The organism is Citrobacter sp. Cu233 (assembly GCF_030332225.1).
Lineage (GTDB): Bacteria > Pseudomonadota > Gammaproteobacteria > Enterobacterales > Enterobacteriaceae > Citrobacter.
Map to the genome: position 1 here is coordinate 134,428 of NZ_JAOWIF010000041.1, position 13,129 is coordinate 147,556.

The following is a 13,129-nucleotide window of genomic DNA, read 5'->3' on the forward strand; positions in this document are numbered from 1 at the left end:
GCTGTTAGCGCAGCCAGCCTGGTAATGACTAAGGTGTACTGATAACTACCGCAACGCGGCGGTTTTCGGCACGCCCTTTTGAAGTCTGGTTGCTGGCAATCGGGTATTTCTTCCCGAGCCCTTGGGTTGTCAGGTTTGTGCGTGGAATGTTGGCACCCTGAGCCCAGGCATCTGCAACCACATTGGCTCGTTTGAGCGACAGAGCTTCGTTGTAGCTGTCCTCACCATAGTTATCGGTATGACCATCCAGACGAGCATGGTTTAACCCGGTAGCAGCCAGTTTGGACGCCATTTCCTGGATTTGCTTTTCACTTTCAGGGCGGAGTTTATAGTCGTTTTTGTCAAACAGGATGGTGTCAGACAAACCCAGAGACCAGTCTCCTGAAGCTTCAGTGAATCCGTACGATTTCATGGCTGCAATTTGCTCTGGGGTAAATTTCCCCTGAGGTGCCTGACAGCCTGCCAGAATTAGCATGATGAGAATAAACGGGGATAATAAACGTTTTAGCATGTGTGTAATTCCTTATTTTTTAATAATGCGCTCAGCGCGCAAATTTTTAGCCTGATACATATTGTGATCGGCAAGTTCTTGTAATTTCTCGGCAGAGGCATGTTCCCACGTCAGTGCAAAACCAATACTGAGTGTCATGCTTGCCAGATGACCGTTATGCAGGTCAAAAGGTCGATTAAACTCTTGCGACAACGCCGCACAGATACGTTGAACTTCGTATTCAGAATGGACGCTGTAAAGCACCATGGCAAATTCATCGCCGCCAAGTCGGTATGGGTGATGCCGATTACCACCAAATTCGGCCAACCTTTTGGCAACTTCAATCAGGACCCGATCGCCTGCAGCGTGTCCCCAGGTATCATTAATAAATTTAAAATTATCGCCATCAAGGAATAACAACGCAGAGCTGCTGTGGGCCGCGTCGTCGTTCATCAGTGCGTTAATACTGCTACGAAATGCGGCACGGTTTGCAAGACCGGTCAAAGGGTCATGTAGCGCGGTACGCAACAGTTGGGCATTCTTTGCCTGGAGACGTAGTTGCCACTCTTCCATCTCATCCAGCAGGCTATTGAAGTCCTGCGCAAACAGATGAAATTCTTCAATCCGCTCTTCAGATACGCGCCGCGAGAAATTTCGATTGGTACGAACATCATGTACCACTTCAGTAATATTTTGCAGGGCGTCCACGACGCCATTGTGTAAATAACGAGTAAGCATTAATGCAATACCCGATGCCAGTAAAATGCATCCGGTAAGAACGGCCAGCGACAAATAAATGAAATGGCTAATAACGCTATCGCGGGCAATCAAGCGCACCTCACCAATAACGTTGCCATTGTGCAAAATGGGCTGAGTCACCGGTTGCGGGAATAGCCAGTGGCTGATGATGCTGCTGATTTTGTCAGTGGTATCCTGCGCATCATAGTGCCAGGTGGCGATCACTTTCTGCTGTTGATTGCGGACCTCTGCAACTGAAAATTGCCCTTGCTGTCCCAGTGCAGCCAGTGTTTCCGATGCTGCTACGCTATCCGAAAAGACTAATGCTGCTTCGAGCGTGCGGGTCATGGTTGCTGCCGTTAGATCCAGGTTCTTTTGTGCGTATTGCTTCAAAGCCAGCACCGACGAAATGCTAAGCAGCAGCCAAATCAGCGTCATGGTTACCAGTACGCTGACGATGCTGATACGCCGCAGTGTCCGCTTAAACGTTGGGCGTTTTATGGGAGAAGGACCCTTATTCATGCTTTTTATTCCGCGCAAGCATCAATACGTCCGGACTCACCCTTACACCGCTGCGTGACAGGGAATCCATATTTACGGAAAATCTCACGTCTTCATCTTTAATTATGAGGCAAAAAGCGCTGCCAATAACGCATTCGGGATTCTGTTCGGCAATTAATAACAATGCCTTAGTAGGATATTTATTCTTTAATTCCGCCTGATATGTAGGGCTTTCTTTTCCAAAATAAAAGCCATCACACTGCGCAACTAAAACTTCTTGTTCCGTATGAATGATGACAGGAAGATAGGGTAGTGCTCCTGCACGGGTATCTTCCAGCACGCTGGAAAAGCGCGAAGAAGAGAATATACACAGTTTTGGTGGCCCTGAAAGTGCGGGCCAGCGTGTATAACTGACGATACCGGAAACCATAGAGCGCACAGATTTTGCCTCTTCCGTAACGCTGTGAGCGTACAGAGGTAATCCGGTCAGAAGCAGTGCCAGTAGAAGTATGAGTCGGTAAGAAAAGCTCATGAATAGGTACCTACCAGCGTTTGCCGTAATGCGTCGATATACATTCAAGATTGTTTGCAACAAAATAACATTATTTTCCCAGGTCGTCATTATTCCTGGGATGAGTGTATTGAGTATTTAAGCTAAATCTCATTAATTTATAAAATTTAACCTCTTGTTTAATTTAACCTTGTTGAAGCCGCACCTTCGTTTGCACCTTTTTGCCATGCATCATGTAACTGGCTGACATTGTCTACCGTGTCGCAACTGGCAGGGAAGGTTTTGCCGGTCAATCCTCTCGCGTAAACAAAGTCCTGCTGACAGGTTTTCCTTTGTCCTTCGGCGTACCCCTTCAGATATTGGGCGCGATCGACCTCTGGGTCATTGTAGTTGTCGGCAAGTGTCTCGTTATCTTTAACGACATAGCCTGCAATGGCATCCTGTATCCCGGCATCAAACCAGTCGGTACCTGTCCAGGTGGGGGAAAAAGTATAGGGATCTATCTGACATCCGCTGAGAAATAATACAAATAAGGTACAGATGAGTTGCTTCATTGCCTGTTCTCCCCTTTTTTTAAAGCATAGCGGATTCATATATAGATGGGTGTAAATTTATATGTACGGTGTATTGCAGTATTTTTGCGATAAAACAGCTTGCTGTAAATAAAAATTTACGGAATGTGGATTGAAATCTTTACCTGTTGTGTTATCGTGATTACCTCCTCGCTGAGGAAAACTATCGCAAACGAGCTAAACAGGATCACCATCATGCAAAAAGACGCGCTGAACAACGTACACATTACCGACGAACAGGTTCTGATGACCCCAGAGCAGCTTAAAGCGGAATTTCCGCTGAGCCTCGTACAGGAGGCGCAAATCGCTCAGTCGCGTAAAACCATTTCAGACATTATCTCTGGCCGCGACCCGCGACTGCTGGTGGTGTGTGGTCCATGCTCGATTCACGATCCTGAAGCTGCTATTGAGTACGCTCGTCGATTTAAAGCCCTTGCCGCAGAGGTCAGCGATAGCCTCTACCTGGTGATGCGCGTCTATTTTGAAAAACCCCGTACTACCGTCGGCTGGAAAGGGTTGATTAACGATCCTCATATGGATGGCTCTTTTGATGTTGAAGCAGGTCTGAAAATTGCGCGTCAATTGCTGCTTGAATTGGTGAATATGGGGCTACCGCTGGCAACAGAAGCGTTAGATCCAAACAGCCCGCAATACCTGGGCGATCTGTTTAGCTGGTCAGCTATCGGTGCGCGTACCACTGAATCACAGACGCATCGTGAAATGGCTTCTGGTCTTTCCATGCCGGTTGGTTTTAAGAATGGTACCGATGGGAGCCTGGCGACGGCAATTAACGCCATGCGCGCCGCAGCACAATCACACCGCTTTGTTGGTATTAACCAGGCGGGGCAGGTTGCACTGCTGCAAACGCAGGGTAACCCAGATGGTCACGTGATCCTGCGCGGTGGTAAAGCGCCGAACTACAGCCCTGCTGATGTCGCCCAGTGCGAAAAAGAGATGGAGCAGGCAGGACTACGACCTTCTCTGATGGTAGATTGCAGTCATGGTAATTCTAATAAAGATTACCGTCGCCAGCCAGCCGTGGCTGAATCTGTGATTGCACAAATCAAAGATGGCAATCGCTCGATCATCGGCTTGATGATTGAAAGTAATATTCACGAAGGCAACCAGTCCTCCGAACAGCCGCGCAGCGAAATGAAATACGGTGTCTCTGTAACTGATGCCTGCATTAGCTGGGAAATGACGGATGCGCTACTGCGTGAAATTAGTCAAGATTTAAACGGCCAGCTGACGGCGCGTGTTGCATAAGAGGTTGGTATGGTTGCTGAATTGACCGCATTGCGCGATCAAATTGATGAAGTTGATAAGGCGTTGCTGGATTTACTGGCACGGCGTCTGGAGCTGGTTGCCGAAGTCGGTGAAGTCAAAAGCCGCTTTGGGCTGCCGATCTACGTACCAGAGCGGGAAGCCACGATGCTGGCTTCCCGCCGCGCAGAAGCTGAAGCGCTGGGGGTGCCGCCAGACCTGATCGAAGATGTATTGCGTCGGGTTATGCGCGAGTCTTATTCCAGTGAGAATGACAAAGGATTTAAGACGCTTTGCCCTTCTTTGCGTCCGGTGGTGATCGTCGGTGGTGGCGGACAGATGGGGAGGCTGTTCGAGAAGATGCTGACTCTGTCAGGCTATCAGGTGCGGATCCTGGAACAGCAGGACTGGGATCGCGCTACTGAGATCGTCGCCGATGCCGGTATGGTGATCGTCAGTGTGCCGATCCACGTTACCGAACAGGTAATCGCGAAATTACCGCGTCTGCCGTCTGATTGTATTCTGGTCGATCTGGCCTCGGTGAAAAATGGTCCTCTGCAGGCGATGCTGGCGGCACACGACGGTCCGGTTGTGGGTTTACACCCGATGTTTGGTCCGGACAGCGGAAGTCTGGCAAAGCAGGTGGTTGTCTGGTGCGATGGACGCCAGCCGGAAGCCTATCAATGGTTCCTGGAACAGATTCAGGTCTGGGGCGCGCGATTGCATCGGATTAGCGCCGTTGAGCACGACCAGAATATGGCGTTTATTCAGGCGTTACGTCACTTTGCAACATTTGCTTACGGGCTGCATTTAGCGGAGGAGAATGTGCAACTGGAGCAGTTGCTGGCCCTTTCTTCACCTATTTACCGTCTTGAACTGGCGATGGTTGGCCGTCTGTTTGCCCAGGATCCTCAGCTATATGCCGATATTATTATGTCGTCAGAGAGTAATCTTGCGCTCATCAAACGTTATTATAAACGTTTTGGTGAAGCGATTGGTTTGCTGGAGCAGGGTGATAAGCAGGCTTTTATCGACAGTTTCCGTAAGGTTGAACACTGGTTTGGCGACTATGCGCAGCGCTTCCAGAGTGAAAGTCGCACCTTGTTGCGTCAGGCCAACGATAGCCGACAATAAGCGAGATGCCTGATAGCGGTGTAGACTCGTTGTATCAGGCCAGGAAAAATGGCATGAATCGCAGGCCGGATAAGCGTATGCACTATCCGGCATTGCCCACGTTAGCTTGGATCGACTGGCACGACATTCTCACTTGGATAACAGCCAAGTACTTTCATCGAACGGGTTATTTCGCCCAACTCTTTCAGCGCTTTCTGCATCTCCGGCGACTCCAGGTTGGCCTGAATATCGAGATAAAACATCTCTTCCCACGGATTACCATGGATCGGGCGTGATTCCAGCCTGGTCATAATCAGATTATGGTTACGCAGTACCAGCAGCGCTTCAACCAGAGCACCTGCCTGTTGTCCTGTCGCCATCAGCAACGTTGTTTTCGCTGGAACCTGGTCGGAAACATTGATTGCTTTGCGTGCCAGTACCACGAAGCGGGTAATGTTTTGCGTCTGATTAGCTTCAATATGCTCAAGTACCTGCAGACCATGTAGTACACCACCGGCTTCGCTCCCCAGGGCTGCCACGCGTGGCGAGTTAGCCTGGGCGACCTTTTCCATCGCAGCTGAAGTGCTTTCAGTGTATTCAATCTTCCAGTGCGGATAGCGGTTCAGGAACTTGCTGCACTGCTGGAACGGTTGCGGGTGGCTGTATACCGTGTCGATGCTCTCCAGATCGGTTGTTCCCGACACCAGTACGCAATGGTCGATAGTAATCGTCATCTCTCCGACAATAGAGAGGCTGGTGTGCTGCAGCAGATCGTAAACGTCATTAATTGCACCGGAACTGGTGTTTTCAATAGGTACTACCGCATAGTCTGCCTGTCCGGTTTCAACCTGATTAAAAATATCGGCAAATTTCGCGCAGCCGCTTTCAATAAACTGCTCAAAATGACGTGCGGCGTACTGACGTGCTGCAAGGTGTGAGTAAGAACCTTTTGGTCCCAGGAAGGCAACACGAGCAGAATGCGGGTTGATCTTATTCAGATGCTGCTGAAGGAGTGCCTGCTGGGTCAGGACGGAGTCTTCGATAATAAGCTGGAACAAGCGCGTGATGTAGTGGGCATCGAGGTGATGTGCTTTACCAAGCTGAATTAAACGGTCCAGCAGGTCGCGTTCCCGATCAATATCGCGTACCGGGCGATGAGACAGCAACTTGGCTTTGCCGACTTCTACCGCCAGACCACGTCGTTCTGCCAGCAGGGCCAGTAATTTTTCATCCAGCGAGCTGATCTTTTCTCGCAGCGCCAGTAACGGGTTTTCCGATGTCATAGTGTTGCCTTTCTTGTTATCAATAAAAAAGGCCCCCCGGTGTGGGAGGCCTTATTGTTCGTCTTCGCATTCTTTATCACACGACGAAACGCCTCCCATTCAGGGGAAGGTAAAAAAGAATGCGAAGAAGAACGGGACAAGTTTCATGTCATTTTCCTTTGGCTACATCAGTAAAGTACCCGTACTGTTTTCACCCTGTCAACAAAAAACGCGCCCGAAGGCGCGTTGGCGATACACTCAATGTAAGGGACTACTCTTCTTCTGCTTCGACGAAGTTGGCGTCTTTTACTGAAGTTGTTGCACGACGGGCTTCGCCTTTGTGCTGCACTTTATTGAGCTGCCGTTCCAGCTTGTTGATCAAATCGTTAATGGCGGTGTACATATCCTCGTGTTTTGCGCTGGCAACCAGATGTCCATTCGGGGTATTGATGGTGGCATCAGCAATGAAACCCTGTGGCTCCTTAGACAGAATGATATGTGGATTAATCAGATGAGTTTGCCATTTATCCAGTTTGGAGAGACGGTCTGCGACATGCTGGCGAATTGCCGGAGTAATTTCCATTTGTTTACTGGTAATGTTCATTGTCATAAATTTTACCTCTTGTCTTTCCCGTCTTGGTGATTCCAGCATACCGTTCCTAATGTCAAAATGTGTGATTTAAATCACATTATTTTGTCGCTTTTTGTCAAGAAAACCTTTTTGTGAGGCACAGCAGGAACAGGCGATTTTTTACTTGAGGAATACCTGAAAGCAGGCCATATTTGATAGGATGCGTCGCAGCTAAACCGCTTCAGTTGTGGCCTTAACGGATAAAAAAACGGCAGCCCAAAGGCTGCCGTTTTGCATTATGAGGTCAATCAGGTGTTGCTGCTGTTAGCGGCAATGATTTTCGCTACTTTTTCTGCCTGGGCATTCATCTGCATTTGGCGATAAGCGTTTTCCATCAACGGCAGGGCATCACGCGTTGCCTGGGTATCCGGATAGTCACGCAGCATACCTTCCACACGGTTCACGACGGCAACCCATGCGCCACGGGCGGTATAGTACTCAGCAACAGAGTATTCATACTTCGCCAGACGATCTTTCAGGAACACCAGACGCTTAGTGGCATCGGTTGTGTACTGGCTGTTCGGATAACCACGTACCAGTTTGGAAAAGTCATTAAACGCAGCTCGGGCATGCTGTGGATCGCGATCGCTACGATCGACGCCAAAGAATCCTTGCAGTGCGCTATCGTCCAGCGCCATATTGGTCAGGCCACGCATGTACATGACATAATCAATGTTCGGGTGAGTCGGGTTCAGACGAATAAAACGATCGATGGCAGCCTGAGCAAGTGGCAGATCGGCGTTTTTGTAGTAGGCGTAGATGAGATCTAATTGCACCTGCTGGGAATACGGTCCAAATGGATAGCGGTTATCCAACGCTTCCAATTGCGTTATTGCCTGTTTCCAGTTACCGTCCTGCAGCTTTTGCTGAGCAGTCGCGTAGATTTCATTTGGCGGATTATCGGGCACCTCTTCCTTTGAACCAGAGCAACCCGCCAAAAACAGGCTCAACGTGGCTGCTGCCACCAGATATTTCATGCGCGTCATGACGTTTTGACTTTCCTCAAAATGTTATACGGGAGATTCTCTGTTCCTGCTCCCGGTTAAGACCAGCTACAATAGCACACTATATTAAACGGCAAAGCCGTAAAACCCAACGTTAAACGAAGAAGCAGTTTATGGCACAACGAGTAGAACTCACCGCAACAGTCTCCGAAAATCAGCTTGGTCAACGCTTAGATCAGGCTTTGGCCGAATTGTTCCCTGATTATTCGCGATCGCGCATAAAAGAATGGATCCTCGACCAGCGCGTACTGGTAAATGGCAATCTTTGCGATAAGCCAAAAGAAAAGGTGTTAGGTGGAGAGCGTGTCTCCATCAATGCTGAAATTGATGAAGAGATTCGTTTTGAAGCTCAGGATATCCCGCTGGATATCGTTTATGAAGATGACGACATTCTCGTCATCAACAAACCACGTGACCTGGTGGTACATCCAGGTGCGGGCAATCCTGATGGTACGGTCTTGAATGCGTTGCTGCATTACTACCCGCCCATTGCGGATGTTCCACGTGCAGGTATCGTGCACCGTCTGGATAAAGACACAACCGGGCTTATGGTTGTGGCAAAAACTGTCCCCGCGCAAACACGCCTGGTCGAGTCATTGCAGCTGCGCGAAATCACTCGTGAGTATGAAGCCGTGGCGATTGGCCATATGACAGCGGGCGGTACGGTCGAAGAACCGATCAGCCGTCATCCAACCAAACGTACGCATATGTCAGTGCATCCAATGGGGAAACCTGCGGTAACGCACTATCGCATTATGGAGCATTTCCGTGTGCACACGCGTCTGCGGTTGCGTCTGGAAACCGGACGTACGCACCAGATCCGCGTGCACATGGCGCATATCACCCATCCGCTGGTGGGCGATCAGGTCTACGGCGGTCGTCCGCGCCCGCCGAAAGGCGCTTCTGACGAGTTTATCTCCGTGCTGCGTAAGTTTGACCGTCAGGCGCTGCACGCGACCATGTTGCGTTTGTATCATCCGATTTCCGGTATCGAGATGGAATGGCATGCGCCAATTCCGCAAGATATGGTGGAGCTTATCGAAGTGATGCGCGCTGATTTCGAAGAGCATAAGGATGATGTTGCCTGGTTATGAGTAAGCTAATTGTCCCGCAGTGGCCGATACCTCAGGGTGTCGCGGCCTGTAGTTCTACCCGCATTGGCGGCGTCAGTATGTCGCCTTATGATTCGCTGAACCTGGGTGCCCATTGTGGCGATAACCCGGAGCATGTGGAAGAGAACCGCAAGCGGCTGTTTGCTGCGGGCAATCTGCCTTCGAAACCCGTCTGGCTTGAACAGGTACACGGTAAAGACGTCCTGAAATTAAGCGGCGGGCCATACTTATCTAAACGTGCAGATGCGTCCTACAGTAATACGCCAGGCACCGTATGTGCGGTGATGACGGCGGACTGTCTGCCGGTGCTGTTTTGTAATCGTGCTGGAACAGAAGTGGCGGCGGCCCATGCGGGCTGGCGCGGGTTATGTGAAGGTGTGCTGGAAGAAACTGTGGCGTGCTTTGCCGACAAACCGGAAAACATTATTGCCTGGTTAGGGCCGGCGATAGGTCCGATCGCGTTTGAGGTAGGTGCAGAAGTTCGCGCCGCGTTTATGGCAAAAGATCCGCAAGCTGACAGTGCATTTGTGCTGCGTGGTGAAAAATATCTGGCGGATATCTATCAGCTTGCACGTCAACGTCTGGCAAATGTGGGGGTAGAAAACGTCTACGGTGGTGACCATTGCACCTTCAGCGAAAGTGAGACGTTCTTCTCTTATCGTCGCGACAATACCACGGGTCGTATGGCAAGTTTTATTTGGCTGATATAACCTAAAGAATCAAGACGATCCGGTACGTGTAATTTTCTTTTCACATAATTCAGGTCATTCACCTTGAATAATTGAGGGATGACCTCATTTAATCTCCAGTAGCAATTTTGACCTGTTATGGGAGGAGTTATGCGTCTGGATCGTCTTACTAATAAATTCCAGCTTGCTCTTGCCGATGCCCAGTCACTCGCACTGGGGCACGACAACCAATTCATCGAACCACTTCATCTAATGAGCGCCTTGCTGAATCAGGAAGGGGGATCGGTTCGTCCTTTGTTAACGTCCGCTGGCATTAATGCTGGCCAGTTACGCACAGCGATTGATCAGGCATTGAGCCGTTTACCACAGGTAGAAGGTACCGGTGGTGATGTTCAGCCTTCTCAGGATCTGGTGCGTGCACTGAATCTTTGCGACAAGCTGGCGCAAAAACGTGGAGACAATTTCATTTCGTCAGAACTGTTCGTTCTGGCGGCGCTTGAGTCGCGCGGTACGCTGACCGATTTATTAAAATCAGCAGGAGCGACAACCGCCAATATCACTCAGGCAATTGAACAAATGCGTGGAGGTGAAAGCGTGAATGACCAGGGGGCTGAAGACCAACGTCAGGCCTTGAAAAAATATACTGTAGACCTGACCGAACGCGCCGAACAAGGCAAGCTCGATCCGGTTATCGGTCGTGATGAAGAAATTCGCCGTACGATTCAGGTGCTGCAACGTCGTACTAAAAACAACCCGGTTTTGATCGGTGAGCCAGGTGTTGGTAAAACCGCTATCGTCGAGGGGTTAGCACAGCGAATCATTAACGGTGAAGTACCTGAAGGGTTAAAAGGTCGTCGTGTCCTGGCGCTGGATATGGGCGCGCTGGTGGCCGGGGCGAAGTATCGCGGTGAGTTTGAAGAACGTTTAAAAGGTGTGCTGAACGATCTCTCGAAACAGGAAGGCAACGTCATTCTGTTTATCGATGAGTTGCATACTATGGTCGGTGCAGGTAAAGCCGATGGCGCGATGGACGCCGGTAACATGCTGAAACCGGCACTGGCGCGCGGGGAGTTGCACTGCGTAGGGGCCACCACGCTTGATGAATACCGCCAGTACATCGAAAAAGATGCGGCACTGGAACGTCGTTTCCAGAAAGTGTTTGTGGCTGAGCCATCAGTAGAAGACACCATCGCCATTTTGCGTGGTCTGAAAGAACGTTACGAGCTGCACCACCACGTACAGATTACTGACCCGGCAATTGTTGCGGCTGCCACGTTGTCTCACCGCTACATTGCTGACCGTCAGTTGCCGGATAAAGCTATCGACCTTATCGATGAAGCTGCGTCCAGTATCCGTATGCAGATTGACTCTAAGCCGGAAGAACTCGACAGACTCGATCGCCGTATTATCCAGCTCAAGCTGGAACAGCAGGCGTTAATGAAAGAGTCTGATGAGGCAAGTAAAAAACGCCTTGATATGCTTAATGAAGAACTGGACGACAAAGAGCGCCAGTATTCAGAATTAGAAGAAGAGTGGAAAGCTGAAAAAGCGTCCCTCTCCGGCACGCAAACCATCAAGGCTGAGCTGGAACAGGCAAAAATCGCTATCGAACAGGCGCGTCGTGTCGGTGATCTGGCGCGCATGTCTGAACTGCAGTACGGCAAAATTCCGGAACTGGAAAAACAGCTGGAAGCTGCAACCCAGTCTGAAGGTAAAACTATGCGTCTGCTGCGTAATAAAGTGACGGATGCAGAAATCGCCGAAGTGCTGGCGCGCTGGACCGGTATCCCGGTGGCTCGTATGTTGGAAGGCGAGCGGGAAAAATTGTTGCGAATGGAACAGGATCTGCACAGCCGCGTGATTGGCCAGAACGAAGCGGTAGAAGCGGTATCTAACGCCATCCGTCGTAGCCGTGCAGGATTGTCTGATCCGAATCGTCCGATCGGTTCATTCTTGTTCCTGGGACCAACCGGTGTCGGTAAAACCGAGCTGTGCAAAGCACTGGCGAACTTTATGTTCGACAGTGACGATGCGATGGTCCGTATCGATATGTCCGAGTTTATGGAGAAACACTCGGTATCTCGTCTGGTAGGTGCGCCTCCGGGATATGTCGGTTATGAAGAGGGGGGATACCTGACGGAAGCGGTGCGCCGTCGTCCTTATTCCGTCATTCTGCTGGATGAAGTGGAAAAAGCGCATCCGGATGTCTTCAACATTCTGCTGCAGGTGCTTGACGATGGTCGTTTGACTGACGGGCAGGGGAGAACGGTTGATTTCCGTAATACGGTTGTCATCATGACCTCGAACCTGGGCTCAGATCTGATTCAGGAGCGTTTCGGTGAGCTGGATTACAGCCATATGAAAGATATGGTACTGGGTGTCGTGAGTCAGAACTTCCGCCCGGAATTCATCAACCGTATAGATGAGGTTGTTGTATTCCACCCGCTGGGTGAGAAACACATTGCCTCTATTGCCAAAATTCAGCTGCAGCGTCTGTACAAACGTCTGGAAGAGCGTGGCTATGAAATCCACATCTCTGACGAAGCGCTTAAATTGCTGAGTGTGAATGGTTATGACCCTGTGTATGGTGCACGTCCATTGAAACGTGCTATCCAGCAGCAGATAGAAAACCCACTGGCACAGCAAATCTTGTCTGGTGAGCTGATTCCAGGCAAAACGATTCGTCTGGAAGTGAATGACGATCGTATTGTGGCAGTGCAATAAGTCACAAAACCTAAATAAACGGGCCCTGCGGGGCTCGTTTTTGTTTAAAAACCAGGCGAATATGGCCGTATTGGCTGAAAAATAATCGCTTGATAAGTTTTTCGTATTTTTAACTTGTCAGCCTGAAATAACTCCCTATAATGCGCCTCCACTGACACGGAACAACGGATTACACGCCGCCGGGTCAGCGGGGTTCCACTGAGAATCTCACGAAGAAAAGCGAAATTAAATGCTTGACTTCGTAGCGGGATGGCGTATTATGCACACCCCGCGCCGCTGAGAAAAAGCGAAGCGGCACTGCTCTTTAACAATTTATCAGACAATCTGTGTGGGCACTCGAGGATACGGATTCTTAACGTCGCAAGACGAAAAATGAATACCAAGTCTCAACGAGTGAACACGTAATTCATTACGAAGTTTAATTCATTGAGCATCAAACTTTAAATTGAAGAGTTTGATCATGGCTCAGATTGAACGCTGGCGGCAGGCCTAACACATGCAAGTCGAACGGTAGCACAG

The 13,129-nt window shown here is 49.9% G+C and carries 13 protein-coding genes, 1 rRNA gene and 1 other annotated feature; of the genes, 6 read left to right on the plus strand and 8 right to left on the minus strand.

The window, feature by feature from the left end; translation table 11 throughout:
- Positions 1 to 28 precede the first annotated feature (28 nt).
- The 4 genes from OGX95_RS18470 to OGX95_RS18485 form a co-directional block, all read right to left on the minus strand.
- On the minus strand, positions 29 to 511 hold the full coding sequence (locus tag OGX95_RS18470) for an OmpA family protein (protein ID WP_045446366.1): 483 nt from the start codon (positions 509 to 511) through the stop codon (positions 29 to 31).
- A gap of 12 nt (positions 512 to 523) precedes the next feature.
- Entirely contained in the window at positions 524 to 1,750 is a 1,227-nt protein-coding gene (gene dgcN, locus OGX95_RS18475; RefSeq protein WP_286630519.1) for a diguanylate cyclase DgcN/YfiN, read from the minus strand.
- Entirely contained in the window at positions 1,743 to 2,261 is a 519-nt protein-coding gene (yfiR, locus tag OGX95_RS18480; RefSeq protein ID WP_040234078.1) for a regulatory sequestration protein YfiR, read from the minus strand. The genes dgcN and yfiR overlap by 8 nt, the downstream gene beginning before the upstream one ends.
- Before the next feature lie 158 nt (positions 2,262 to 2,419).
- On the minus strand, positions 2,420 to 2,794 hold the full coding sequence (locus tag OGX95_RS18485) for a DUF2799 domain-containing protein (RefSeq protein ID WP_286630520.1): 375 nt from the start codon (positions 2,792 to 2,794) through the stop codon (positions 2,420 to 2,422).
- A 213-nt stretch (positions 2,795 to 3,007) separates the two neighbouring features.
- On the opposite strand from OGX95_RS18485, the gene aroF reads away from it, so the two are divergent.
- Both aroF and tyrA read left to right on the plus strand, forming a co-directional pair.
- Positions 3,008 to 4,078, plus strand: a complete 1,071-nt coding sequence (aroF, locus tag OGX95_RS18490) for a 3-deoxy-7-phosphoheptulonate synthase AroF (protein WP_286630521.1) — start codon at positions 3,008 to 3,010, stop codon at positions 4,076 to 4,078.
- A gap of 9 nt (positions 4,079 to 4,087) precedes the next feature.
- Entirely contained in the window at positions 4,088 to 5,209 is a 1,122-nt protein-coding gene (gene tyrA, locus OGX95_RS18495) for a bifunctional chorismate mutase/prephenate dehydrogenase (RefSeq protein WP_286630522.1), read from the plus strand.
- A 101-nt stretch (positions 5,210 to 5,310) separates the two neighbouring features.
- Here tyrA and pheA read toward each other — a convergent pair whose 3' ends face one another.
- The 4 genes from pheA to bamD form a co-directional block, all read right to left on the minus strand.
- Positions 5,311 to 6,471, minus strand: a complete 1,161-nt coding sequence (pheA, locus tag OGX95_RS18500) for a bifunctional chorismate mutase/prephenate dehydratase (RefSeq protein ID WP_286630523.1) — start codon at positions 6,469 to 6,471, stop codon at positions 5,311 to 5,313.
- Between the two features lie 22 nt (positions 6,472 to 6,493).
- Positions 6,494 to 6,619: a sequence feature (Phe leader region), on the minus strand.
- Entirely contained in the window at positions 6,571 to 6,618 is a 48-nt protein-coding gene (gene pheL / locus OGX95_RS18505) for a pheA operon leader peptide PheL (RefSeq protein ID WP_100250063.1), read from the minus strand. Its footprint overlaps the feature before it by 48 nt.
- 102 nt (positions 6,620 to 6,721) lie before the next feature.
- Positions 6,722 to 7,060 (minus strand): ribosome-associated translation inhibitor RaiA, encoded by a 339-nt coding sequence (gene raiA / locus OGX95_RS18510; RefSeq protein ID WP_271442428.1) that lies wholly within the window; start codon positions 7,058 to 7,060, stop codon positions 6,722 to 6,724.
- Between the two features lie 269 nt (positions 7,061 to 7,329).
- Positions 7,330 to 8,067: an outer membrane protein assembly factor BamD gene (gene bamD, locus OGX95_RS18515; protein ID WP_005130417.1), complete on the minus strand. Its 738-nt coding sequence runs from the start codon at positions 8,065 to 8,067 to the stop codon at positions 7,330 to 7,332.
- 131 nt (positions 8,068 to 8,198) lie between these two features.
- Here bamD and rluD point away from each other — a divergent pair, with 131 nt between their 5' ends.
- The 4 genes from rluD to OGX95_RS18535 all read left to right on the plus strand — a co-directional run.
- Entirely contained in the window at positions 8,199 to 9,179 is a 981-nt protein-coding gene (gene rluD / locus OGX95_RS18520) for a 23S rRNA pseudouridine(1911/1915/1917) synthase RluD (protein ID WP_271442429.1), read from the plus strand.
- Positions 9,176 to 9,907, plus strand: coding sequence for a purine nucleoside phosphorylase YfiH (yfiH, locus tag OGX95_RS18525; protein ID WP_286630524.1), 732 nt, complete (start codon positions 9,176 to 9,178; stop codon positions 9,905 to 9,907). The genes rluD and yfiH overlap by 4 nt, the downstream gene beginning before the upstream one ends.
- Positions 9,908 to 10,036: 129 nt before the next feature.
- Complete coding sequence (gene clpB, locus OGX95_RS18530; protein WP_286630525.1) at positions 10,037 to 12,610, plus strand: ATP-dependent chaperone ClpB; 2,574 nt, start codon at positions 10,037 to 10,039, stop codon at positions 12,608 to 12,610.
- Between the two features lie 442 nt (positions 12,611 to 13,052).
- A 16S ribosomal RNA gene (locus tag OGX95_RS18535) occupies positions 13,053 to 13,129 on the plus strand; the annotation flags it as partial.